Genomic DNA, 25948 nt, shown 5'->3' on the forward strand with positions numbered 1-25948 from the left:
ATTATAACAAACTTCATCCAACTAAATAGAAAAGCTGACTACAAATTTTGTAGTCAGCTTTTTATTATTTTTTATTATACTTTGCAACGAATTCCGAAAGCTTCTTCAGTTCCTCATCTGTACCTTTAAATACACCTTTAGGCATGGAACCTTTTCCATCTTTCGCAATTTTAGCAATTTCTTCTGGCTTTAAAGTTAAGTTTTGCAGTGCTGGTGCTGCCGCCCCGCCCTGTAAGTTGTCACCATGACATGTTAAACAAGTATTTTTTTGCATTAATTTATAGCCATCATCATTTTTATCAACTGGCGCGGTTTTTACAATTGCTCCTTGTTTCTTTGCAGCTTCCCAGTCGTGGTGTGCTACAGATTCCCAAGTTAAAAAGATAATCGATGCAATTGCTAAAAGCATAAATCCAGTTGCTACAGGACGCTTCAATGGACGTCTTTCTGGACCTCGATCAAGAAATGGAGCTAACAGTAATGCACCAAACGCAATCCCTGGCATAATAAACGCTCCAATTACAGTAAATGAACCGGAAGCATAAGAATACTTTAATAACTGATACAAGAATAAGAAATACCAATCTGGAAGTGGTATATATCCAGCATCTGTTGGATCCGCCATTCTCTCAAGCGGCGACGGATGCGCCACTGTTAAACATAAATAACCGATTAAAAAAACTGCACCAACCATCCATTCTTTTAACAAGAAGTTCGGCCAAAATGCTTCTGTTTTCCCTGGGTATTCAGAATAGTCTTTTGGAATATTTGGTTTCCGAGCTACCGGTACCCGAGAATCTCCTACAAACTTCATCCCTTTGCCGCGATGCATAATCTCCCTCCTTTAGTTCTTTCCCCTTTAATTTAGCAATCTCTTATAGTGGACCGGAAATACCTTGTTTGCGAATCATGATGAAGTGGAAGGCCATTAAACCTAGAAGTGCTGCTGGTAAGAAGAAGACGTGAATAGCAAAGAAGCGAGTTAATGTTTGAGCGCCAACAATTTCGGAATGACCAGCGAGTAATGTTTTAATATAAGGACCAATGAGCGGTGTTTGCTCTGCAATTTGAATCCCTACTTTTGTAGCAAATAAAGCTTTCATATCCCACGGTAATAAATATCCGGTAAAACCAAGACCTAACATAACAAAGAAAATAAGAACACCAACAATCCAGTTTAACTCACGGGGCTTTTTATACGCACCTTGGAAGAAAACTCTGAGTGTATGTAAAAACATCATTACAATTACGAGACTAGCACCCCAGTGGTGCATACCACGAACAATTTGCCCATAAGCAACTTCATTTTGTAAATAGTAAACTGATTCCCAAGCATTTTTAATATCAGGCACATAATACATCGTCAAAAACATTCCAGATAAAATTTGAATTACAGTAACGAAAAAGGTAAGTCCTCCAAAGCAATAGACGAATGCAGAAAAGTGATGTGCCGGGTTTACATGTTCAGGTACTTCATGATCAGCGATATCACGCCATATCGGTGTAATATCTAATCTTTCATCTACCCAATCATAAATTTTATTTAACATCTACTTTGCACCCCCTCTTGGCTTCGCTTTTCCTAGATACAGCGTTCCATCTTTCACTTTAGACTCGTACACATCCAGCGGAGCAAGGGGTGGCGTACCTTTAATGTTCATCCCATCTTTTGTATAACGACCCCCGTGACATGGACAAAAGAATTGATTCGGATGTGCTTTGTCCGAATTCCAGTTAACTGTACATCCTAAATGTTTACATACTGGAGAGAACGCAACAATGTCTCCGCTTTCATCTTTATGAACCCACGCCGATTTTGGTTCTTCAGACTTGTACCAACCATCAACCTGTTTCACTTTAAAATCGAAACGCTTCGGCTCTGTTGTAATATCCTTTACTTGCGCAACAGCAACCATATCTGTTCCGGCTTCTTTTCTTAACACCGGATCAAGCGCAAATCGCGTCATCGGCATTAAAATACCGGCAGCCATAAAGCCTCCTACCCCTGTGAGTGTGTAATTTAAAAATTGTCTTCTTGACACGCGATGTTCTTTCTCGCTCACGAAAATTTCCCCCCTCTATCAGAAATTGTCCCCTCGTGATAAATTATATAAAAAATAAAAACTAGGACACTATCATGATATAATACGCTCATGCACAGGTCAATATCATACTACTCATAATAATAAGAACTTTCTGTTTATTACGAGTTTCCCCACTTCTCTTCCAACATCACCATTATATTTTTTATATGCGCATGAATAACTTCTCTTTTTGCTTGATCACTAAATTGTTCTAATGCTAATGAAGGAAACCAAAATAAATCTCCCTGTAACTCTTGCATATCCTCTTTCCATGAAAAATCACTTGTAACATAAGCAATATGCTTAAAACCTTCGCTTCGTAAATGATTTGTCCATTCTTGCAAACGACCTTTTTCATTCTTTTGACTTTCTACCAAATACGTAAACGCAGGTAGTAAAAGCACTCTTCCTTTATACTCTCTTTCCAATTCCGTGCTCAACAATTCGATAAATTCACCTTGTTCTACAACCATTTTCATTTCTTGTGCTGCCGAAATTGATAAAAGCGGTATTACTCCTGTATCAACATACTCTCTTGCTTGTTCAAACTGTTCCACATCTTTTACACTCCACTTCAAATTCCTTCCCTCCTTCACTTACAAATGACAGAACTTTCACTTTATATATATTAAACCATACTAAAAGAGGTAAAAAAAGAAAAACTACCCAATATAGGTAGTTTTTCTTGGTGAAAGTCTGAAATTTGTAAAAATTTATTAATCCAAATAAATTCTATAAAGTCTTTAACTCGGCCGTTAATCTATGAAACGCTTCCTTATCTTGCTTATCTAACGCTTCATCAATTTGTTTCAAAAGGCGTTCTCTCCTAAATGAAAATACACTTTCTTCCAAAAACCTTTCTGCAAGTAAACGATCTTTTTCATTTACTTCAATATGCTTTGGTAGATATGGGTTTTCTTCTAATACAGCTACATAATTCGCATTTTGAAACGATGATTTAAAGTTGAGTTGAATATAAATATCCTCATCTCGATTTAAACGAATATCATGAAACGATTTTTCAGCATCTGTTGTCATAACATTTTGTTTAAAAAAGTGAAACGGTGTGTCTTTCACACAATTCGCTGACATCACTAAGCCACGCGGACAATATTTTGCATGCTCTACGAAGTGGACTTTATGCATCAATTGGTCGTGACTCATTAAATAATTCAGAATCCATACACATTCACGCTGTTTCAGTTGGTAATTATTCAAAAACCATTTTACAAAATCCTTCTTCTCGTTTACAGAAACAGGGGTATTCATAGCAATTAAGTCCCTCCTCTGTCTTTCTCTTTTCTTTTTAGATTCAAGAAGCGGCATTCAGTTTCCTTCCAACTTATGAAAAATCCTCTAAATTATATAACAACTCTTCAATATGAATTTGTGTCGGGTCTAGTTGTAATAACTGGGTAAATACTTCTTTCGCCTCTTTTCGCTTTCCTTCTTCCAATAAGAAATAACCGTATTCTTCTAAGAAGTCTGGATGATTCTTAAAAGAAGTATATGCACTTTCATAGTGTTTTAATGCATCCGAATACATTTCTAATTGTTTTTTTGCATACGCAAGGTCCCAAAGTAGTTGTGTATCTGGTTCTCCACTATCAATAGCACGCTCTACAATTGCAATTAACTCTTCGTACTTTTCTTGTCCTTTTAAGATATACGCATATTTTAATGTTGCGCCTAAATGCCCTGGGTCTAACTCAAGTGCTTTTTGAAGAACTTCCTCTGCTTCTACTATTTTTCCTAATTTCGCCGCAATGTTCGCTAACTCTACATAAAACGGAACTGAAAGCTCATCTACTTTAATTCCTTCATGAAGCGTTTCATAGCTTTCTTGAAGCATTCCTTCTTTTTCATAGCTTTTCGCTAAATACATGTACAGTGATGCGTACTCAGGGTCTAATTCTTTTAGTTCTTGCCAAGCACCGATTGCTCTCTGATATTCTTCACCTTGGTATAATGTGAAGGCATATCCAAATAATGAGTGAATATCTTTTTGTTCCTCTAGGCCTGCTTCATAATAAGAAATCGCCTCTTCCCAGTTTCCAATCGCACTTAACGTTTCTGCAAGGCGAAGTGCGATCACAACACCACCCATTACTTTATGTTCAGCTAATAGCGATTCATAATAAGTAATTGCCTTTTGTTCTTCACCTTTACTACTATATAATTCTGCTAACCCAAACGTAATAACAGGTTCATCAGGCATCATTTCTTTCGCCTTTAATAGTTTTTGCTCTGCTACATCATCAAAACCTTGCATTTGGAATAAATCTGCAACAAGTAATAAAGATTGAACATATAAATCGTCATTTTCTGGAATATCATGAAGTACTTCAATCGCTTCATCTTCTTTATCTAGATCAATATATAATTCTGCTAAAAATACAGTGAATTCACTTTCTTCCGGATACAGTAAACGTAAGTCTTCAGTAATCGCTAATGCCTCATCTGTAAATCCAAGTGTATGATAGTAACGAGCGATATCATACTTCTCTTCATCATTTGCAATTTTTAATTGTTCTTTTAATAATTGTAATCCTTTTTCCGCTTCACCATTTTCAATATATGAAACAGCTTGTTCAAACTTTTGCATAAACGTCTCCTTTAATTCTAAAAAATATTCTCTTCTGTTCATTTATCATAAGCAACTCACTGTTAGAACGCAACCTTTAGAATGAGCATGCTTCTTCTTATACTTCTTCTTACAGAGTAGGTAATTATTCAAAAGGTTCGGATATGACACCGATACCTTATCATCATCTTCTATTGTACCGCTTTCTTTTATGACCGTGCAAATAACTTCTCTCACTAATTATCAAGCCATACAAACCGTGATTTACAGAACAACTTAATTGCCAGTCTTCAACCTTTATTTTTAATACGATAAAAAAGGCTCCTATAATAGGAGCCTTCACAATCTCTTAAGAATATGTTTCTTCTTTCTGTACTTGCTCATTTACAAGCTCTTTCAGCAACTCTATAATTTCATCATTTTCTTCTTTCAAACCGACAGTAATACGAATACCATCATCGATACCAAATGCAGCACCAGAACGAACGATATACCCTTTTTTCATTAATCGTTCGAAAGCTTCATTACCTGGTATACCAAGTTTTAAGAAAATGAAATTTGTTTGAGATGGATAATAGAATACGTTATATTCTTTACAAAATGCATAATACTGATTTAGACCTTCAGCATTCTTTTTCACACAATCTTGTAAAAAGGCTTGATCTTCTAATGCAGCGAGTGCTACAGATTGCGCTACAGTTGATGTATTGAATGGTAACCTCGCTACTTCTAGCTGTCCGATTAACTTCGCATCCCCAATCGCATATCCGATACGAAAAGCAGCTAAACCATATGCTTTTGAAAACGTGCGTAAAACCATAAGATTTTCATACTTTTCAAGAAGTGGTAATGTTTGCGGATAGTCTTCTGCTTCCGCGTATTCATAATATGCTTCGTCCATAATAACGAGAGCCGACTTAGGAACTGATTCTAAAAATGAAAGTAATTTTTGTTTCTCAACATATGTACCTGTCGGATTATTCGGATTACAAATCCATACAATTTTCGTTTTATCATCTACTTGCTCTAGCATTGCATCTAAATCGTGAATACCGTCTTTAAGTGATACTTCACGAACTTCTGCTCCTTCAATAACAGCATGGTGATGATATTGTGAAAACGTAGGATTCGCCATTACAACGTTTGTTCCTTCATGTAGTAACGCTCGGCTAATCATTTGAATGACTTCATCTAATCCACTACCAAATAGTAGTTGTTCTGCTTTTACACCTAAATGTTCCGCTACTTTTGTCCGAAGTTCAAAGGCATATCCATCTGGATAAAGGGCATATTGGCTCGCTAAAGAAGTTAATGCTTCTGTCACACGCGCTGAGCAACCGAATGGATTTTCGTTCGATGCTAATTTCACAATTTTCGATAATCCATATTCCCTTTTTACTTCTTCAATGTTTTTCCCAGGCACATACGCTCTCAAAGTTAACAATTGCTCTTTCACTCTCATTTTTCTTCCCCCAGTCATTTCATTCAATTTGATTACAATACAGTTATAGCCCCTTACTGTAATCTTTTATCATAACCGTCACTATTACGAGAATACCTCTAAATGAGCACTTCACAACACTTCGCTATCATTTTAAACCATATCTTTTTGAAATGCCTCTAACGCAATATGAACAGTCTCATCTGAAATAGATACGACATTCACTACCCCATATTCCTGCATAAGCACCATATGAATTGCTCCTGCATTTGCTTTCTTATCTTGTTTCATCAATTGAACGAGGCGCTCTACATTCAAATCTCTTGGCATTTTTGGATAGCCGTATTTCAAGAACCACTGCTTCATACCTTCATAAGCAAGATCAACCTTGTACACTTGCTCACTTAAAAATATGGCGAATAACATTCCAACCGCTACGCCGTCACCGTGAGTAATATTCCCATACCCTAGCTCTTTTTCAAGAGCATGTCCTAACGTATGTCCAAAGTTCAAATGGGCACGTACACCCTTCTCTGTTTCATCTTGTGACACAACATTTGCCTTTACAGGAATCGCCTTCGTTAATATATGGATTAACTTCTCATCACGAAGATCCGCTAATGTTTGCACTTCTTCTTTTAACCAATGATATAGCTCCACATCACCAATAAGAGCATGCTTTATCACCTCTGCATAACCTGAACGCCACTCTTTTTCAGGAAGAGACTGTAAAAACGGTGTATGATATACAACCGCTTCTGGCTGATGGAATGCACCAATCATATTTTTACCTAACGGATGATTAATCGCTACTTTCCCACCTACTGCGCTATCGTGCGCTAATAAAGTCGTCGGAACCTGCACAAAGCGAATACCCCGCATAAAAGATGCAGCAACAAAACCAGCTAAATCTCCAATCATTCCGCCTCCAAGTGCAAGAATTAAAGAATTTCTATCTAATTTATTTTCAAGAGCTGACGTATGAGCCGCATAGAAATTTTCGAAAGACTTCTCTTTTTCGCCACTTGGTACAACAAACGAAAACACGTCCTGCTCCACTTGTAATGCATCGATAACTGTCTGTAAATGTAGTGATGCAACAGCTTCATCTGAAATGATCATTACGTTAGATACAGCTGGCTGCATATTTTGAACGATCATTGTTAAGTTTGACAACGCTTCTTTACCAACATGTACATCATATTCTTTTGATTTCGTTTGAATATGTATGTTTCCCATTAAAATCCCCTCGCATATTCATTATGTTTCTCAATATTTTCACGAATTAGTTCCATACGATCTAATCCGAATTGTTCTATTAAAGCTGTTGCTAATTCCCAAGCCACAACCGCTTCTGCAACGACACTAGCTGCTGGCACTGCACAACTATCTGAACGTTCAATGCTCGCTGTAAAAGGCTCTTTCGTATCAATATCTACACTTTGAAGAGGTTTATAAAGTGTAGGTATCGGTTTCATCACACCGCGCACAACAATTGGCATTCCAGTCGTCATACCGCCTTCTAATCCACCTGCATTATTTGTTCTTCTTGTATATCCATGCTCCTCATTCCATAGAATTTCATCATGAACTTCACTTCCCGGTCTATGCGCTGCTTCAAAACCAATTCCAATCTCGACACCTTTAAAAGCATTAATACTCATAATTGCAGCTGCTAATTTCGCATCCAGTTTTCGATCATAATGCACGTAGCTACCTACTCCAATTGGCATTCCTTCCACAATTACTTCAACGATTCCACCAATTGAATCACCATTTGCTTTCGCATCATCAATCGCTTTCATCATTTGGTTACCAGCTTCGTCATCTAAGCAACGTACAGGAGATGCTTCTGTAATACTCTTTAATTCTTCAATTGAACTATACGTAACCTCCTTAGCTTGTACACCGCCAATTTCAATTACATGGCCCGCCACTTTAATACCAAGTTCTGCTAACACCTTTTTAGCAACCGCACCAGCAGCAACACGCACCGTCGTTTCGCGCGCTGACGAACGTTCCAGTACATTCCTCATATCTCTATGACCATATTTAATTGCACCATTTAAATCAGCATGCCCAGGCCTTGGTTTTGTCACTTTCCTTTTTATCTCTTTTTCTTCCTGCTCAGTTAAAGGCTCTGTCCCCATAATTTTTGTCCAATGGGCAAAATCACGATTTTCAACAACGAGTGCAATAGGGGAACCTAATGTTTCTCCATGTCTAACACCACTTAAAATTTGCACTTCATCCGTTTCAATTTGCATGCGTCTACCACGCCCATATCCCTTTTGCCTTCTAGCTAACTCTTCGTTTATATCATCCGCTACTAAAGACAATCCTGCTGGAACACCTTCTATAATCGTTGTAAGTTGCGGACCATGAGATTCACCAGCCGTAATATATCGCATACGTTATTCCTCTTTTCGCATATGTATTTATCTCACTATATTAACTTTTATCATTCTAAAAATATTAAAGAAATTATATCATAAATCGACCATTTTCTTATTCTATATTTCCGATAGGCCTAATTTAAATATCAATATATCATAACAGCTCAAACTTCGTAACTAATTGAAAATAAAAAAAGTGCAAGAAGAATACCCCTATTCTCCTTGCACTTTTTACTATTATCACAGTGATTAAAGCGTTTACAAATTATTTCAAAATAATTAGTAAATCCATTCATTCATTAATTTTGAGTAGTCAACTAATTCTTCTTCTTTAAAGAAAATAGCAATCTCGCGCTCTGCGCTTTCTAAAGAATCAGAACCATGAATAATATTTTTCGCAACAGTTACACCGAAATCTCCACGAATTGTTCCAGGAGCTGCTTCATGTGGTCTTGTTTTCCCCATCATGTTACGCGCTGTATCTACTACACCTTCACCTTGCCATACCATTGCGAATACAGGTCCAGATGTAATAAAGTCTACTAACTCACCAAAGAAAGGTTTTTCCTTATGCTCAGCGTAGTGTTGTCCAGCAATTTCCGGAGTGACTTGCATTAATTTTGCACCAACTAATTGAAATCCTTTTTTCTCAAAACGAGCTACAATTTCCCCAATGAAGGCACGTTGTACACCGTCTGGTTTTACCATTAGAAATGTTTTTTCCATAAAAAATCTCTCCACTTCTGAATTATGTATGTAATTGTATATCCCCACACACATATTATCACCCTTATCACAATTGTGCAATAGTTTTGAAATAGAGAGATTATTTTATTTTTTAGAATAAACATTAAAATTTTCGTTTTCCAATATACTTTGCAACATTTTGTAATGCATACTTTGCTTTTCCACGTGGGAGTGGTTTTATTATTTCTAAAGCTTTATGTAAATAACGTTCACTAAACGCAAATGCTTGATCAATTGCTGGACTATTTTTTACAGCATCAATAATTTCTTGCATTTCACTTGCTGTTGTATTTTCATGTACAGATGTGATTTTTTGACGAAGTACTGGATCTTCCATCGCATATAAAGCAGGGAGCGTTATGTTTCCTTGTAATAAATCTCCACCAGCAGGTTTTCCAAGTTTCTCTTCTGTGGAAACGAAGTCTAAAATGTCATCAATAATTTGATAAGACATTCCCACAAAATACCCATACCAAAATAGACGATTTACTGTATCACGATTAGCACCAGCAGCAATCGCTCCCAATTGACAACTCGCGGCAATTAATAATGCTGTTTTTCGCTTTATTCTTCTTAAATACGTTCTTAAATTTTGGTCATAATTGTATTTATCTTTAATTTGTTCAATTTCACCTTTACAGACTTCTAAAATAGTATGTGATAACGCTTGATGCGCCTCTGGGATTTCGATATTTGTTATACATTCAAGAGACTTAGCGAACAAATAGTCCCCTGTATACATCGCAATACGATCTCCCCATTTCGCATTCACAGTCGCACTGCCGCGTCGTAAAAATGCAGCATCAATAACATCATCGTGAACAAGAGAAGCCATATGAATAAGCTCTAACGCAACAGCAACATGCTTAATCGCATCTAACTTATAATCTCCAAATTTCCCTGCAAGCAACACAAATACAGGACGAATTCGCTTCCCACCAGCTTCAATAAGTTGTAATGCTGCCTCTTCTACTAATGGCTGTTCAGAAGCAACTGTCTTTTTTAATTCTTTTTCTATCACATTAATATCCGATCGTAAAAAAGAGTACATAAGTTGTAACTTCATATTGTTCACCTTAACCTAAAACTTCTTTTTTCTTTTTTCTTTTTTCTATTTTGATTCTGGTTTAATACCTAAATGCATCGCTGCTACCCCAAAAGTAAATGGTTTCACTTGCACACGTTCAAGTCCAGCTTGCTCAAACATTTGGGCCAATTCTTTCATCCCTGGGAATGCACTAGCAGATTCTTGAAGCCATGAATATTCTTTATAACTTTTCGCAAACATCTTTCCAAATAACGGCATGATATATTTAAAGTATAAAATATACCCTTGTCGAAAACCAATCATTGTTGGTTGAGATGTTTCTAAACAGATTACTTTTCCACCTGGTTTTACTACACGCGTCATTTCTTTTAATACGTGCATATAATCCGGTACGTTACGTAAACCAAACCCAATTGTTACATAATCAAACGTATTATCTTCAAATGGAAGCTCCATCGCATTCCCATGTAGAAGTTCTACTTGTTTTAATTGTAACGCCTCTACCTTTTGCTTACCGACAGATAACATATTTTCACTGAAGTCTAAGCCAACAACCTTTCCTTGCTCACCTACCGCTCCAGCTAGCGCAATTGTCCAATCTGCGGTTCCGCAGCATACATCAAGCGCTTTACTACCAGGTTGTACATCCATAATTCGCATCGTTTCTTTACGCCACGCTTTATGTCTTTGAAAACTAATTACAGAATTCATCACATCGTATTTATCAGAAATCTTTTCAAATACGTCATGTACTCTTTCTTCTTTTGATTGTTGCATGCTCGTACCTTCTTCCAATGTAAAATTGCTTATGTCTTCTATTTATCCCTTAACACAGAATTTATTTCATGTACGTCTGTGTGATTTTCTAAAAATTGTTTTTCTTTCTTTCTCAATTCCATCATCCAACCATTAATCACTACTTCTGCTTTATCCCCTAAAGCATCTTGCACCGCTTGAAAAACAGGTGAATGTTGTTTATCAGCATACAATTGAATTTCTTTTTGAAGGCGATTTCCACCTAATACGTATGTGATAAATGGCTTCCAATGTGATAAATGAAAATGATCACATGTTTTTTGAAGGAGCGCAGACTCAATCGTTACTACGCTTTTCATTATGTCATCCATCGTTTCATGCGCTTTTTGGTATAACATAATTTTGTGTTCATTTATCTCTTTAATTCCTTCAGCAAGTGCACGAATTAAAACAATATCACGATTCATAGACAATAAATAATAATATAGTCCACTATAGTAATCGCCTGCAAGTACTGTTAATTGACGACATTTATGGAATTCAATCTCTTCCTCGCCTGCTTTATTTGATACCCTTTCATGCGTATCAAGCGCAATTTGTACAAGCATAATTGTTACTACGTAATGCTCAATTTGTTCTATATGTAAGTTTGCACTCTTTAAAGCACCATATAACAATGCTATCTTTTCTTCATCAATAAATGGTTCTTCAATATAGTTTATAAAATAAGGATGGCGTAATTTCTCCATCAATTTCTCTTTTATACCCGCATACCCTCCGTAGATGTCACACACAAAAAATCACCCTTGTTTTCTAATTCATAAAACTTATTATAACACATACACTCTATTTTCTATAACCAAAACTTGGCTACACCTACCATTCATGTAAGCAATCTTTCTAATCTCACTCTGTCTAGCTAAAACTATATCATTTATTTACTAAAAAAAAAAAGAAAAGCAGTTTCCCGCTTTTCTTTACTTCGCTTTAATAAACGATAAAATTTCACTGCGCGCTGCAGCATCATTTTCAAGCACACCACGCACTGCTGTCGTTACTGTTTTCGCACCTGGTTTTTTCACACCACGCATCGTCATACACATATGTTCTGCTTCTACTACTACCATTACACCATGAGGCTCTAGTACTTCCATAATAGAGTTCGCTACTGTTGATGTAATACGTTCTTGCAGTTGTGGACGACGTGCAATTGTATCTACAGTACGAGCTAATTTACTTAACCCTGTCACCTTTCCACCTTGCGGAATATATGCAACGTGAGCAACTCCATAGAATGGAACTAAATGATGCTCACACATCGAATAAAATGGTATATCTTTTACTAGTACAAGCTCTTCGTGATCTTCTCCGAATACTTTATGCAAATGCTCTTTCGGATCTTCATGCATACCTGAGAACACTTCTGCGTACATTTTTGCAACACGCTTTGGCGTATCAAGTACTCCCTCACGATTTGGATCATCCCCAATCGCCTCTAAAATAAGGCGTACTGCATGTTCAATTTGTTCTAAATTAACTTTTGCCATCCGCTAGCCCTCCCGAAAACCTAAAAGTGATACGAACACATTCTAGCATATTTATGTTTTTAAAAGCAAAAAGAAGAGTTCCCAAAAAGGAAACTCTTCTTCCCTGTTAATATGTAAGGATTATTTAACCGCATCTTTTAACGCTTTACCAGGTTTGAATGCAGGTACTTTACTTGCAGCGATTTCAATCTCCTCACCTGTTTGTGGGTTACGACCTTTACGAGCCGCACGCTCACGAACTTCGAAGTTACCGAATCCGATCAGTTGTACTTTATCACCTTGTTTTAAAGCTTCTAAGATAGAATCAAAAACAGCGTCTACTGCTTTTGTTGCGTCCTTTTTAGAAAGGGAACTTGCTTCTGCAACAGCATTGATTAAATCTGTCTTGTTCATGCCATTCACCTCCTCCCAAAGATAAGACTGTATAATGATCATAAAATGAGTCTTACTTTCATTTGTAGGCAATTTTTACAAATTCTATACTACAAAGATGTAGATAAATCATTATCAACGCCTATATTATACGATTCTCCTTTATAATTCAATATTTTTAAGGAAATTGTTACTCTGAAAATGTGAAAATCTGATGAAACTTGACAATTTACAACAATGTATTAGATAATGACTGTTTATTTTTCTATTTTATAATCGAAAAAACAAAAAATCCCTCTACAGTGAGAGGGATTTTTCTTATAGTATAATCGCAATTAATCCGCCAGATCCTTCATTAATAATTCTTTCTAGCGTTTCTTTTAATTTATATCTAGCATTTTCTGGCATTAATGATAATTTCGCCTGAATTCCTTCTCGAACAATCGAGCTAAGCGAACGTCCAAAGATATCAGAATTCCAAATTGATAACGGGTCATCTTCAAAATCTTGCATTAAATAACGAACTAATTCTTCACTTTGCTTTTCAGTACCAATGATCGGCTCAAACGTTGACTCTACATCTACTTTAATCATATGAATAGATGGCGCTACCGCTTTTAACTTCACACCAAACCTTGAACCGTGACGAATAATTTCTGGCTCATCTAAGCTCATATCCGCTAGTGCAGGGGCTGCTACACCATATCCTGTTTGCTTAACCATACGCAGTGCATCTGCCACTTGGTCGTATTCTATTTTCGCATGAGATAAATCGAGCATAAGCTTCAATAAATGATCTTTCCCTCGAATTTCTACTCCTACTACTTCTTTTAAAATCTGATCATATAATTCATCTGGCGCATATAAATCAATCTCCGCCACACCTTGCCCCATATCAATGCCAGCTAGGCTCGCCCGATCAATAAATTCATATTGACTAAACTGCCAAACAACGCGATCCACATCACGAAGACGTTTTATATCCTTCACAGTTTCTTGAACTGCTTCTTGATAACTTTGACGCAACCAATGCCCTTCATTTAGCACCATTACCCAGCTCGGAAGGTTCACATTCACTTCTAATACAGGGAATTCAAATAGCGCTTCACGAAGTACATTATATACATCTGTTTCTCTTAAACTCTCCACACTCATTGCAATAACCGGGATATCATATTCTTCTGATAAACTTTGGCGTAATTGCTCTGTATCTGGATGATACGGCTGTACCGTATTAATTATCATAATGAAAGGTTTTCCTACTTCTTTCAACTCATTTACAACGCGTTCTTCTGCCTCTATATAATCTCTTCTTGGAATTTCACCAATCGTTCCATCTGTTGTAATTACAACACCAATTGTTGAATGTTCTTGAATTACTTTACGCGTGCCGATTTCTGCAGCTTCATGGAATGGAATAGGTTCTTCATACCAAGGGGTATTAATCATGCGCGGGCCATTCTCATCTTCATAGCCCTTCGCTCCTGGAACCGTATATCCAACACAATCTACTAATCGAATGTTCACTTCAAGTCCTTCATCTACTTCGATAGAAACCGCTTGGTTTGGAACAAACTTCGGTTCCGTCGTCATAATTGTACGACCAGCAGCACTTTGAGGCAATTCATCCTGCGCTCTTTGACGGTCAGACTCATTCTCAATATTTGGAATAACTACAAGTTCCATAAATTTTTTAATGAATGTTGATTTCCCTGTTCGAACAGCTCCTACAACTCCAAAATAAATATCACCGCCTGTTCGTTCTGCAATATCTTTAAAAATATCTACCTTTTCCAAGTGATTCCCTCCCTCAAAATTTTTGGGAATAATTCCGCGTTTATAGTCAACTAATACCTTCTCTAACGTTGCCTATAATATCTGATATAATATAATGGTATTCTAGAAGTTCGGACAATATATCATATAATTTTGTCCAATTTCATATGACTATTAAAAAATATCTTTTGTTTGCATCGTAAGTTGTATAACATAAAAAACCTTTCTTCTAGAACTTATTCACTAAAAGAAAGGTTCATGACTTATGATTTTAAAAAAATTGGTTCTCCGTTCTTTACTGTGTACGGTAAAGAATAAGCTGGTACAAACGGGGAACCTTTCAAAAGTATATTTCGAATATCTTCTCCCTCCGTAAACTGCCCTTCATTTTTTTTCAAAGCGTCATATAAGTCGATTCTATAATCAACAAAAACTTCTCCTTTTTCATTAATTACAAAAGGAAGCCCTTTACCAGAATATGGACTTGTCACTTGTGGCACATCTTTATATCCTAGTTTTTTGAAATCCAATTCATATACACCATCTGAAATTACTTTTTTAAAAGGTGGATATTGATGTTCATCACGATACATCCTAAGTTTTAAAGATAATTCCTGAATTTGTTCAGCCATCCTAACATCAATTAACTTTACTGTTGGATTTGTTTCAACGTCTATTAATACGTATTGATATACTCCTCCACTTTCATATGCATTCCCTGGCGCTTCTTGTATGTAACGCGGAGCAATCTGTTGAAAATCGATTGGATACTTTTGATAAATAGGTGTACTCATATCCCTCGTCTTAATTGGCAATATCCCATCATTTTGCTTCTTAAATGTCACAACAGCTTTTTGAACAACTTGTAGCTGATCTTCATAAGGAACCGCATTTTGCTTCATATTTTCTTTCGGATACAGACACCCCGTTAAAAGGCTCATACAACAAAATATTAAAATAATATGGACTTTTTTCACTAGCATCACCTTTTCATACTAATATAACTTGCTCCGTATGTAGTATTTTCGAGACCATTCCATTTACTGCTGTACAGGTCCACTAAATACAACAAGAAAAATAACAATTCCTGACACAACCATAAGGGTGTACGCTACTAACGCTGTAATCCCTTTCAAAAATTTATTCTTTATTTTATGTCTACTTAATAAAATAAAACTTACTGCAAAAAACATAAATCCAATTGCCCCTAAAGCCAACCACATTTTCATAAGCCCTTCTGACATATACACACCCCTTTTTATTAATCTATTTTTATACTATTTTAACAAATTAAAATCTTTAAACAAATACAAAAAGAACATTTTACTACAAATCGCGAATATGTAACTTTAATCAATAGGTTTTTCAGCATCTTCCACCAATCTAGATAAAAATAAAACCGAAGCGATTGTATCTCTCGCTTCGGTTGACCAAATATGCCCAAAAACAGCTCTATTCCCATTCTTTCATGGCTATCATATGCAATCTACAAACTCTTTGTTTCTCATAATTTATTTTTTAAACATTTTGCTTAACGAGCCAAAATCTGCTGGCATATTATTATTAATAATCGCTTTTACAATTTGATCCTCTTGCTCTTTCGGCACTTCACGTCCCGCCATAAGAGCCACTTGATGAATCAATTGACGAAGTACAGTTTCATCACGTAAATTCGCATTTTGCACGGATGATGCTAATTTAAAAATATCCTCTTTATTTACTTTCGCTTCCTTCTCAATATTATTAAAAATGTTATTATCCATTCTTTTCACCCTCTCCTCAAGTTACTCTTCATCCTATGCAAAAATAAATAAATGGTGAAAAGACCCATAAAATAAAAAAGCGACAGAAGTACAAATGTACTTCTGTCGCTTTTCTTTACAGTAAGTCAGGTATAGCTTCCACTTCATGTTTTCGAACACGTCCCATTAATGAGCCTACCGCATCTTTTACGTTATTCCCATTGAACAGCACGTCATATAAAGCAGCTGTAATCGGCATTTCAACTTCCATTTTCTCTGCCAATTCATGAGCAGCTTTCGTTGTTCTTACACCTTCCACAACCATACCCATGCTTTCTAACACTTCTTCTAAAGAATGTCCTTTTCCAAGCATATTTCCAGCGCGCCAATTTCGGCTATGAACACTTGTACAAGTTACAATTAAGTCTCCCATACCAGTTAGACCAGCAAACGTTAACGGATTCCCGCCCATTTTTCTTCCTAAACGAGCAATCTCTGTTAAACCACGTGTCATCAATGCCGCTTTTGCATTATCACCTAATCCAAGACCATCAGTTATACCAGCAGCTAATGCGATAATATTTTTTAACGCACCACCAAGTTCAACTCCAACGATATCTGGATTTGTGTATACACGGAAATAACTATTCATGAATAAATCTTGTACTTCCTCAGCCGCTTCCATACGCTTTGCTGCAGACGTAACTGTTGTCGCTTGTCGTAAACCAACTTCTTCAGCATGACTCGGTCCAGACAATACAACAACATCTTTAATTAAGTTCTCTGGAATTTCTTCCTCGATTACTTCCGAAATACGTTTTGACGTACCAGGTTCAATCCCTTTACTCGCATGAATCCAAGTAATCGGTTCTGTAACAATTTCTTTCATCTCTTGTAATACATCTCTGTACGCTTTCGTCGGTACTACTAGCAGTACTGTATTTACATCTACTAATGCTTCTTCTAAAGAAGAGTAGGCTACGATTGTGCTTGGCAATGTAATGCCTGGGAGATATCGACTATTCTCATGTTTCGTATTCATTTCATCCATAAGTTCTGAGCGATTTCCCCAAATACGTACATCATGTCCATTGTCAGCTAATACCATCGCTAACGCTGTTCCCCAGCTACCTGCTCCTACTACTGTGATTTTTGTCATAAAATCACATCCTCTCCATTAGTCTCTTGCTCGAGCAATAATGTGAATCGGCGTTCCTACAAAACCGAACGCTTCACGTAAACGATTCTTTAAGAAGCGCTCATATGAAAAGTGCATTAATTCTGTATCGTTTACAAACACAACAAATGTCGGTGGTTTTACCGCAACCTGTGTTGCATAGAAGATTTTCAGACGGCTACCATTATGAGTCGGTGTTGGATTCATTGCTACCGCATCCATAATTACATCGTTTAATACGTTTGTTTGTACACGGATACTATGGCTTTCATTTACCTCATTGATAACCGGTAATAACGTTTGTGTACGTTTTTTCGTTTTTGCAGATAAGAATACAATCGGTGCATAATCCAAGAATTGGAAATGAGCACGAATGTTTTCTTCAAATGCTTTCATTGTTTTTTCATCTTTTTTCACTGCATCCCATTTGTTTACAACGATAATAACAGCTCGTCCTGAATCATGAGCATATCCAGCGATTTTTTTATCTTGCTCAATAATTCCTTCTTCTCCGTCTAAAACAACTAAAACAACGTCAGAACGTTCAATCGCTCTAAGTGCACGAAGTACACTATACTTTTCTGTACTTTCATATACTTTTCCTTTTTTACGCATACCAGCTGTATCGATGATTACATAATCTTGATCATCTTTACTATATGGTGTATCGACAGCATCACGCGTCGTTCCTGCGATATTACTTACAATTACACGTTCTTGACCAAGAAGTGCATTTACAAGCGATGATTTCCCTACGTTTGGACGTCCAATTAAAGAGAAACGGATTGTTTCATCGTCATACGCTTCTTCTTCAATCTTTGGAAAATGATTTGCAGCTTCATCTAACAAATCACCAAGTCCTAAACCGTGTGTACCTGAAATCGGGAATGGCTCGCCAAATCCTAATGAATAAAAATCATAAATATCACTACGCATTTCTGGATTATCAACTTTATTTACCGCAAGTACAATTGGTTTTTTAGAACGATACAAAATTTTAGCAACTTCTTCATCCGCTGCAGTTACACCATCGCGACCATTCGTCATAAAAATGATAACATCTGCTTCATCAATCGCAACTTCCGCCTGTTGACGAATTTGTGTCAAGAACGGCTCGTCTCCAATATCAATTCCACCTGTATCAATAATGTTAAACTCATGATTTAACCATTCTCCCGCACTATAAATACGGTCTCGAGTTATACCTGGGATATCTTCTACGATTGAAACTCTTTCTCCAACTATTCTATTGAAAATAGTAGATTTTCCTACGTTCGGGCGGCCTACTATTGCTATTACTGGTTTCGGCATATACTTTCATCCTTTCAACTTGCTTCTGTTTATTATGTAAAAAACCCTTCTTTGTGCAAGAAGGGATTTGCATTCCAGAATATTTCTCAACGTATCAAAACACCTCACATTATAACACACGTTCCTAATGTTTCACAATAATATATACATTCTCTTGTAAGCGATGCGCAATACCATCTAAAATTGCCTCTAAATTATTTGCAACAAATTCTAGTTCCTCCATCGACTCACAAACAAATAAAGGAGCACCACCTGCAAATTTTTCTGGCGCTGTTGTAATAACTGCCAGGATAACGCTTTCTAACATCATCTCTTATCTCCCCTTCCTTTCGGGGCTTCCGATGACATATGGACAGCACTTTCTAACGTTGGTACATTTCCTATGACACTTATTGCTTTCTCTGCATCTTGATCTTGCGGTAAGACAAAAATCCCAACCCTGCCATCCTCTAAATCACGCTTTGCTAACGGTACAAGCGCTGGTGTACCAGAATCTCTATAAATGCCTAACGCCACCGAAACATCGTGTAAAATAGCTTGCCGTTGCCCTAAATTTGAGATTGTCACCATCGCATCAATTGATTTCGGTTTTAATATAAACCCCATGCCATATTTCATAATCTCTTCTTGCCTCACCGGCAATCCAATATTCATAATATAAATATTATCGATATAAAGCCCTGCTCCTTCAAAACGCAGCGGAACATGCTCAATATCTACAAGGTCATGGAGTCTTCTACCAGACATTAATTTTTTCGCAATAAAAAATGCGATTATAGCCATAATTACTCCAGCAATCCATGAACGGAACCCTATATACGCAAACGTCGTTGCAAACGACGTTAACATCGCCAAATAGTTGCGACTTTCAAAAACCAATGCAATCCCTTCAATGTACGTATTTCCACGCGGTACGAGCTCATATCCATCTAATTGTTGAAGTGTATTTCTTTCCATATTACGTACATCACGAAATTGTGTCGCTGCTAACGTAAGAAATGTAATGGCAGAAAAATCTTTTTTCAAAATAGATGGGATTGCAATCGCTCCTAAAGCTGCTGCAATTAACCCCATTGCAATATGAATAATCTTTCCATGTAGCCTCGTCGGATATTGCCGTGTATCCGTCCGAAGCATTAACACCCTTGTAACTGTCCCCGCTATTACGCCGCATAAAATGGCTGGTGTATATTCAGTCATGTATTACCCTCGCCTTTCTTTTACGTGTTTTTCTCTTAAACTGTTCCATGTATACTGATGCTTTTGCAATCCAAAACAATACTGCCATGAATAATGTAGAAACGGCGACGATATCAAAAAATGCTAAACTACCGTAATCATATGGAAAATTCAATTTCCGAAAAATAAATGTCACTAGCAACTCTCCTTGTAACATCCCTACATATAGGGAACATAATCGTAATATGCGATCCCCATGCAATAACACCGATGCATACACAAGAGCACTACTTAGCAGAAACACTCTATCCACCACAATCCAAATTGGATCATATATCTCTAACAGATGAAAACTTGTATATAACATCGCAATAATAAGTGCCGAAAGTAAGCTATATAATTTTTTCCAAACAGAATACAGCGCGATCCCTATAAAAGAAATAATACAAAGTAAAAGAGCATTTACTGATACCATGAATGAGGCAATCGTTACATGTAACGGAGAGCAAATTATAAAAATCAATATACAAGCGCCTAACTTCCACCGAATATGGTCCTTTTTCATAAAAAAGGTTACGACAACCCACCCTATCCAAGCTATAAAATAAAAAGTACTTCCATCCATCTACTTCACCTCCTATGTTTTCCATTATGGGAATTTTTTATGAAAGTTAATCCACTTTATTTACGCATAGTTTTTTCTTATAACAGCAACACTTTTAACAAGGAGGTGTTATTCATTATGGGTAAAGATCGCCAAGAACGAAAACTACGAGAATCACGCCGCGTTGAATCTGATCGTGATCAATCACTACAATATCCAGGTGCAACTGGACTTGATACACCAGAGCAGGCTCGAAAACAAAACCAGCACTAATGAATACAAAAAGACGGTTTCGATATTGTACGAAACCGTCTTTTACATAATCATTTTAATGATTTTTATTTATATCGAAATAATATTTTGTGTACTATATCCTCCTATCACTTCTTTTTACCTCCACCTATTTCCTTTAGAAAATACCAATTCCATTTTATATTACGAGAAAGAAAACAAAACAAAAAAATCAACCGAACGGTTGATTTTTTATCTCCTACTATAATGCGCAGTATCAATACCACGCTGCATTAACCAATGATATGTTTCACCTTTTACAACAAGAGGTACAGATTGCAACTCTTCTATCGTCTTCGCACCAAGAGCTGTCATAATAAATTTCAAATCTGTATGTAGAAGTTCAATTTCATCCACTAATTTCTCGATACCATCTTGCATTAAAATACGTAAAAAGTAACCAGCAAACGCAGTTGTATTCGCCCCTAATGCGATTGCTTTCGCTACGTCAAGCGCTGTCTGTATACCCCCTGATGCAATAAAAGAGAGGTTATTATTTGTAGAGGTTGCTTCAATAATCGAGGTTGCTGTTTGTATGCCCCAGTTATTAAAATAAGAAAGCATTCGCTGTCTTCTTTCATTTTCAACAGCAGCAAAATTCGTACCACCTTGCCCACCAATATCAATTGCCGTTACACCTACGTTCGCTAACTGTTGCATTGTTTCCTTGCTCATCCCAAATCCAACTTCTTTTACAATGACAGGAACTTTACTATTTAAAACAATTTTCTCTATGCGCTGAAGTACACCAGTAAAGTCACGGTCTCCTTCTGGCATCGTTAACTCTTGTATGACATTTAAATGAATTTGCAATGCATTCGCTTCAATCATATCAACGGCACGCTCTGCCTGCTCGATAGTTGCCTCACTACCTAAATTAGCAAAGAAAATACCATTCGGGTTTACCTTTCTAATCACCTTATAAGAAGCAGCCTCACTTTCATCTTTTAACGCCGCCATTTGCGACCCTACAGCCATAGCAAGGTTATGCTGTTTCGCTACATATGCTAATTGCTCATTAATATGTAACGTTTTCTCTCCTCCACCACCAGTCATCGCATTGATAAAAATCGGCGAACTTAGTGAAAGTTCGCCGATTTTTGTTTCACATGTTATTGTGTCATAATTTGAATTTGGCAAGCTTTGATGCACAAAATCAATATCATGAAAGCCATGCGTACGAGACTGACCAGTAGAAAGAGCGTATTCAATATGATCTAATTTACGTTTTGCCCTTACCACTTGTACCCCTCATTATTTCTTTAATTTTTTCAGTTGTTCACCAATAATATCACTTAATTGGAAAGTAGCAGAATCAGCATTTGGCTCATACTGACTATAATCTTCAATTACATTATTTTCCTCAAGCGCTTCTTTTATACTTAAAGAAATACGTTTCTCTGCTACGTGAACTTCAAGTACTTTCACTTTTACTTCTTGTCCCATTTCCAATACTTCATTCGGGTTTTTCACGTGACGATTTGCAATTTGAGATACGTGTACAAGTCCTTCAACGCCAGGTAAAATCTCAACGAATGCACCAAATGTAACAAGGCGTTTTACTACTCCCTCACGAATATCTCCAGCTTTTATTTCGCCAGCAACGTTTTCCCAAGGTCCTGGTTGAGCCGCTTTAATTGATAAAGAAATACGTTGTGTATCAGCATCAACAGATAACACCTTTACCTTCACCTTTTGACCTTGCTCTAATACTTCAGAAGGTTGCTCTACACGTTCGTGTGAAATTTGTGAAATGTGAACTAAACCGTCCACGCCACCAACGTTAACGAATGCACCAAAGTCAGTTAATCGTTGCACTGTTCCTTCAACAACGTCACCTTCTTTTAATGAAGAAATTGCTTCTTTTTTCTTAGAATCTAGTTCTAATTCTACTACCGCTTTATGCGAAAGGATTACACGATTTTTTTCACGGTCTAATTCAACAATTTTCACCGCTAATGTTTTACCTTTATAGTCAGTAAAGTCTTCTACATAATGTACTTCTACAAGTGAAGCTGGAATAAAACCGCGAACACCAAGGTCCACAACTAATCCGCCATTCACAATATCTTTTACAGTAACATCAAATACATGACCAGAAGTAAATTTCTCTTGTAATTCTACCCATGCTTTTTCTGCATCAACAGCACGTTTAGATAAGACAAGATCATCTTCTTCTAATTTAATAATTTTCAACTCTAGTGTTTGATCTAATTCTACAACATCGCTTGCTTTTTCAATATGAACGTTAGCTAATTCACTAATTGGAATTACGCCATCTGTTTTGTATCCAACATTTACAAGCACTTGTTTCTCTTCAACTTTCGTTACAGAACCTGTAACAACGTCACCAACTTGTAATTCTTTTGAATCCATAACTTCTTCATTCATTTTCTCTACCATGGAAATACCTCCCTACAGAATTGACAAAGCATTTTTTTATGTATATACGAAATGAAAACAAAGTTTTCATTTGCATGTTTAAGAATTTCTCATCACATACTCTTTTTCAATACCATTCACAAGAAAATATATTAAACCTATATAAATAGTATACAGCAAAACCAGCTTGAAAAAAGTATGTTTTGAAATATAATAGCGAATATATTCTGACAGTTTTATTCCTCTTTAACTAACTTCTTACAAATCAGCTCATTTGTCAAGGAAAGAGACTCACAATTCACGTATCCTTTACATTTCTATTTCAACAAAAAAAGAAAGAGGATTATCCCCTTTCTTTATTTCGCAAACACTCCTGAAACAATACTCATAATTTTTTGGACAACTTCTTCAATTGATAAAGAAGTCGTATCTAATTCCAATGCATCATCAGCCTTTTTTAGTGGAGAAACTTCGCGTTCTGAATCTAATTTATCACGCTGAGCAATTTCTTCTTTTAGCTGCTCTAAATTAGAATCGAAACCTTTATTTAAATTTTCTAAATGCCTTCTTTCCGCTCTTTCTTCAACAGAAGCAAGCATAAAGATTTTCACTTCAGCATCCGGTAATACATGTGTACCAATATCACGGCCGTCCATTACAACACCGCCTTTTTTCGCTAACTCTTGCTGACGACGTACCATTTCTTCACGAACAAGGCGATGCTTCGCTACAATAGATACTCGATTCGTCACATCAGGTGTACGGATTACTTCAGAAACATCTTGTCCATTCAAAAATACAAGCTGCGTATTTTCTCCTTGCTGAAATTCAATATTTACATTCTTTACAACTTCCATTAACTGTTCTTCATTTTCAATATCTACTTTTTGTTCAAGGGCTGCATATGTAAGCGTACGGTACATCGCGCCTGTATCAATATAAACGTAAGAAAGTTCCTTCGCAACAACTTTTGCCACTGTACTTTTCCCAGCAGCTGCTGGACCATCTATAGCAATTGAAATTCGTTTATCCATTGTAACACCTCATTTTTTCACTTATAAAACAAAACGAAAAGCAGGTGTTCACCCTGCTTCTTCTCATTTGCTTCACGTCATTAAATCCTCAATTATTGTAGCATAATCCTTCATAGAAGAAAATGAAAACTACCTATTCACCTGCAAGATTTCTGCTTTATTTTTTACCATGACACCTTCGTAATAAACAATTTTAGATAAATATTTCACTGATGACTTATGTATAAATAACAATTGTACAACAGAAAGACAAATGAATTGTATTATTAATATACGAATAAAAATTCTCTCCATCTTTTTCAACATAATTGCCCCCTCCTATACTATATTTGCACATTTCGTTTCGTGATTTTATACATCGTACATATAGCAGTTAATTTTATTGTCATTTTCGAGACATACTTTTATACATTTCCATTGTCGAATTTACTCAAAACATGTTATGTTCTAAATGTATTTTTTTACTTGAAAGGGGTATAAGCATTGAAAAGAATCCTAGTTTTACACACAGGTGGAACAATTGCAATGGAGGAAGATAAAGAAACTGGGGTCGTACAACCAGGTGAAAAAAATCCTCTTTTAAAATTCATTCCTGATTTAGAAGGCGATGTTGATTTAATCGTTGAAGATGTGTTCCATCTACCATCTCCTCATATGACACCGAGCGAAATGTTACAATTACAAGTCATCATTGATGAAAGAGTAAAACAAGACAACATTCATGGCGTAGTCATTACGCATGGTACGGATACATTAGAAGAAACAGCTTATTTCTTAGATTTAACAGTACAAGCAACCATTCCGATTGTTGTGACAGGTGCAATGCGCTCTAGCAATGAGTTAGGTGCTGATGGTCTATATAACTTCTTATCAGCTGTAAAAGTTGCTAGTTGTGATGAAGCTGCAGAAAAAGGTGTTTTAGTCGTATTAAACGACGAAATTCATTGCGCTACAAATGTAACGAAAACACATACAAGTAATGTCGCAACATTCCAAAGCCCACAATATGGACCAATTGGAATGGTAACAAAACGCGGTGTTGTCTTCCATCACGCTTTAGTACATCACGAAACATATACGATAAACAAAGTATCTAAAAATGTAGTTGTTCTAAAAGCATATGCCGGCATGGATGATACATTATTAGCAGCAATCGAAAATCTTCCTGTAGACGGTATTGTTATCGAAGCGCTTGGACAAGGTAATCTACCTCCAAGAACACTTCCTAGTCTAGAACGATTATTAAATAAAGGTATTCCTGTCGTATTAGTTTCTCGCTGTTTCAACGGTATCGTTCAAGACGTATATTCGTATGAAGGTGGCGGTAAACACTTAAAAGATATGGGCATTGTATTCACATACGGCTTAAATGCACAAAAAGCACGCATTAAATTACTTGTCGCATTAGAGAATACAAATTCTCATGAATCCATTCAAAATATGTTTATGCACGAATAAAAAGGAGCTGTCGAGGTTT

Annotated in this window: 30 protein-coding genes; 2 read left to right on the forward strand and 28 right to left on the reverse strand. The window is 36.5% G+C overall.

Annotated features, from left to right (window positions below):
- Positions 1-64: 64 nt before the first annotated feature.
- The 24 genes from qcrC to AC1Q8L_RS04730 all read right to left on the reverse strand — a co-directional run bounded on the left by qcrC (position 65) and on the right by AC1Q8L_RS04730 (position 20785).
- Entirely contained in the window at positions 65-832 is a 768-nt protein-coding gene (gene qcrC, locus AC1Q8L_RS04615; RefSeq protein WP_000554601.1) for a menaquinol-cytochrome c reductase cytochrome b/c subunit, read from the reverse strand.
- A 43-nt stretch (positions 833-875) separates the two neighbouring features.
- Positions 876-1550, reverse strand: a complete 675-nt coding sequence (gene qcrB / locus AC1Q8L_RS04620) for a menaquinol-cytochrome c reductase cytochrome b subunit (protein WP_000932700.1) — start codon at positions 1548-1550, stop codon at positions 876-878.
- Positions 1551-2063, reverse strand: a complete 513-nt coding sequence (gene qcrA / locus AC1Q8L_RS04625; protein ID WP_001290420.1) for a menaquinol-cytochrome c reductase iron-sulfur subunit — start codon at positions 2061-2063, stop codon at positions 1551-1553.
- A 140-nt stretch (positions 2064-2203) separates the two neighbouring features.
- A complete protein-coding gene (locus AC1Q8L_RS04630; RefSeq protein WP_000872170.1) occupies positions 2204-2662 on the reverse strand; it encodes a YpiF family protein in 459 nt (152 codons plus the stop codon).
- Positions 2663-2816: 154 nt separating this feature from the next.
- Positions 2817-3353: a ReoY family proteolytic degradation factor gene (locus tag AC1Q8L_RS04635; RefSeq protein WP_001095925.1), complete on the reverse strand. Its 537-nt coding sequence runs from the start codon at positions 3351-3353 to the stop codon at positions 2817-2819.
- A gap of 73 nt (positions 3354-3426) precedes the next feature.
- Positions 3427-4689: a tetratricopeptide repeat protein gene (locus AC1Q8L_RS04640; protein ID WP_001168673.1), complete on the reverse strand. Its 1263-nt coding sequence runs from the start codon at positions 4687-4689 to the stop codon at positions 3427-3429.
- Positions 4690-5017: 328 nt separating this feature from the next.
- Entirely contained in the window at positions 5018-6130 is a 1113-nt protein-coding gene (gene hisC, locus AC1Q8L_RS04645) for a histidinol-phosphate transaminase (protein ID WP_001264022.1), read from the reverse strand.
- Positions 6131-6262: 132 nt separating this feature from the next.
- A complete protein-coding gene (gene aroB / locus AC1Q8L_RS04650; protein ID WP_492339409.1) occupies positions 6263-7348 on the reverse strand; it encodes a 3-dehydroquinate synthase in 1086 nt (361 codons plus the stop codon).
- Positions 7348-8520: a chorismate synthase gene (gene aroC, locus AC1Q8L_RS04655; protein ID WP_001269375.1), complete on the reverse strand. Its 1173-nt coding sequence runs from the start codon at positions 8518-8520 to the stop codon at positions 7348-7350. Before aroC ends, aroB begins: the two co-directional genes overlap by 1 nt.
- Before the next feature lie 264 nt (positions 8521-8784).
- The gene (gene ndk / locus AC1Q8L_RS04660) at positions 8785-9231 is read right to left on the reverse strand and encodes a nucleoside-diphosphate kinase (RefSeq protein WP_000415883.1); all 447 of its coding nucleotides are present in this window, start codon (positions 9229-9231) and stop codon (positions 8785-8787) included.
- 124 nt (positions 9232-9355) lie between these two features.
- The gene (gene hepT, locus AC1Q8L_RS04665; protein WP_000776079.1) at positions 9356-10318 is read right to left on the reverse strand and encodes a heptaprenyl diphosphate synthase component II; all 963 of its coding nucleotides are present in this window, start codon (positions 10316-10318) and stop codon (positions 9356-9358) included.
- A gap of 45 nt (positions 10319-10363) precedes the next feature.
- Positions 10364-11077: a 2-heptaprenyl-1,4-naphthoquinone methyltransferase gene (gene menG / locus AC1Q8L_RS04670; RefSeq protein ID WP_001187668.1), complete on the reverse strand. Its 714-nt coding sequence runs from the start codon at positions 11075-11077 to the stop codon at positions 10364-10366.
- Between the two features lie 38 nt (positions 11078-11115).
- Positions 11116-11850, reverse strand: coding sequence for a heptaprenyl diphosphate synthase component 1 (locus AC1Q8L_RS04675; protein ID WP_000332843.1), 735 nt, complete (start codon positions 11848-11850; stop codon positions 11116-11118).
- Positions 11851-12033: 183 nt separating this feature from the next.
- The gene (folE, locus tag AC1Q8L_RS04680) at positions 12034-12603 is read right to left on the reverse strand and encodes a GTP cyclohydrolase I FolE (RefSeq protein WP_001151481.1); all 570 of its coding nucleotides are present in this window, start codon (positions 12601-12603) and stop codon (positions 12034-12036) included.
- A 120-nt stretch (positions 12604-12723) separates the two neighbouring features.
- Positions 12724-12996, reverse strand: coding sequence for an HU family DNA-binding protein (locus tag AC1Q8L_RS04685; protein ID WP_001043860.1), 273 nt, complete (start codon positions 12994-12996; stop codon positions 12724-12726).
- A 297-nt stretch (positions 12997-13293) separates the two neighbouring features.
- On the reverse strand, positions 13294-14772 hold the full coding sequence (gene spoIVA, locus AC1Q8L_RS04690; protein ID WP_000416519.1) for a stage IV sporulation protein A: 1479 nt from the start codon (positions 14770-14772) through the stop codon (positions 13294-13296).
- Positions 14773-15014: 242 nt separating this feature from the next.
- Positions 15015-15728, reverse strand: a complete 714-nt coding sequence (locus tag AC1Q8L_RS04695; protein WP_000755481.1) for a YphF family lipoprotein — start codon at positions 15726-15728, stop codon at positions 15015-15017.
- Between the two features lie 63 nt (positions 15729-15791).
- Complete coding sequence (locus AC1Q8L_RS04700; protein ID WP_001289005.1) at positions 15792-15995, reverse strand: DUF2768 domain-containing protein; 204 nt, start codon at positions 15993-15995, stop codon at positions 15792-15794.
- A 267-nt stretch (positions 15996-16262) separates the two neighbouring features.
- On the reverse strand, positions 16263-16514 hold the full coding sequence (locus AC1Q8L_RS04705) for a stage VI sporulation protein F (RefSeq protein WP_000369753.1): 252 nt from the start codon (positions 16512-16514) through the stop codon (positions 16263-16265).
- Positions 16515-16629: 115 nt separating this feature from the next.
- Positions 16630-17652, reverse strand: a complete 1023-nt coding sequence (locus AC1Q8L_RS04710; protein ID WP_000161783.1) for an NAD(P)H-dependent glycerol-3-phosphate dehydrogenase — start codon at positions 17650-17652, stop codon at positions 16630-16632.
- An 18-nt stretch (positions 17653-17670) separates the two neighbouring features.
- Positions 17671-18981, reverse strand: coding sequence for a ribosome biogenesis GTPase Der (der, locus tag AC1Q8L_RS04715; RefSeq protein ID WP_001125890.1), 1311 nt, complete (start codon positions 18979-18981; stop codon positions 17671-17673).
- Between the two features lie 124 nt (positions 18982-19105).
- Positions 19106-19291 (reverse strand): capping complex subunit for YIEGIA, encoded by a 186-nt coding sequence (locus tag AC1Q8L_RS04720; RefSeq protein ID WP_000979048.1) that lies wholly within the window; start codon positions 19289-19291, stop codon positions 19106-19108.
- Positions 19288-20181, reverse strand: coding sequence for a YIEGIA family protein (locus AC1Q8L_RS04725; RefSeq protein WP_000141599.1), 894 nt, complete (start codon positions 20179-20181; stop codon positions 19288-19290). The genes AC1Q8L_RS04720 and AC1Q8L_RS04725 overlap by 4 nt, the downstream gene beginning before the upstream one ends.
- Entirely contained in the window at positions 20174-20785 is a 612-nt protein-coding gene (locus AC1Q8L_RS04730; RefSeq protein WP_002093921.1) for a YphA family membrane protein, read from the reverse strand. The genes AC1Q8L_RS04725 and AC1Q8L_RS04730 overlap by 8 nt, the downstream gene beginning before the upstream one ends.
- A gap of 117 nt (positions 20786-20902) precedes the next feature.
- Between AC1Q8L_RS04730 and AC1Q8L_RS04735 the strand changes: the two genes are divergently transcribed.
- Positions 20903-21037 (forward strand): YpzI family protein, encoded by a 135-nt coding sequence (locus AC1Q8L_RS04735; protein ID WP_000513900.1) that lies wholly within the window; start codon positions 20903-20905, stop codon positions 21035-21037.
- A 210-nt stretch (positions 21038-21247) separates the two neighbouring features.
- On the opposite strand, the gene AC1Q8L_RS04740 is transcribed toward AC1Q8L_RS04735, so the two are convergent.
- The 4 genes from AC1Q8L_RS04740 to AC1Q8L_RS04755 all read right to left on the reverse strand — a co-directional run bounded on the left by AC1Q8L_RS04740 (position 21248) and on the right by AC1Q8L_RS04755 (position 24774).
- Complete coding sequence (locus tag AC1Q8L_RS04740; RefSeq protein WP_000251041.1) at positions 21248-22297, reverse strand: type 2 isopentenyl-diphosphate Delta-isomerase; 1050 nt, start codon at positions 22295-22297, stop codon at positions 21248-21250.
- A 12-nt stretch (positions 22298-22309) separates the two neighbouring features.
- A complete protein-coding gene (gene rpsA / locus AC1Q8L_RS04745; protein ID WP_000229558.1) occupies positions 22310-23458 on the reverse strand; it encodes a 30S ribosomal protein S1 in 1149 nt (382 codons plus the stop codon).
- Between the two features lie 335 nt (positions 23459-23793).
- Positions 23794-24471 (reverse strand): (d)CMP kinase, encoded by a 678-nt coding sequence (cmk, locus tag AC1Q8L_RS04750; protein WP_000361252.1) that lies wholly within the window; start codon positions 24469-24471, stop codon positions 23794-23796.
- Positions 24472-24600: 129 nt separating this feature from the next.
- Positions 24601-24774 carry a YpfB family protein gene (locus AC1Q8L_RS04755; RefSeq protein ID WP_023521499.1) on the reverse strand — a complete coding sequence of 58 codons (174 nt, stop codon included), beginning with the start codon at positions 24772-24774 and terminating at the stop codon, positions 24601-24603.
- Positions 24775-24954: 180 nt separating this feature from the next.
- Here AC1Q8L_RS04755 and ansA point away from each other — a divergent pair, with 180 nt between their 5' ends.
- Positions 24955-25929, forward strand: a complete 975-nt coding sequence (gene ansA, locus AC1Q8L_RS04760) for an asparaginase (protein WP_000822009.1) — start codon at positions 24955-24957, stop codon at positions 25927-25929.
- Positions 25930-25948: the final 19 nt, after the last annotated feature.

This window comes from Bacillus sp. GW823-FHT06A11, from assembly GCF_058795355.1.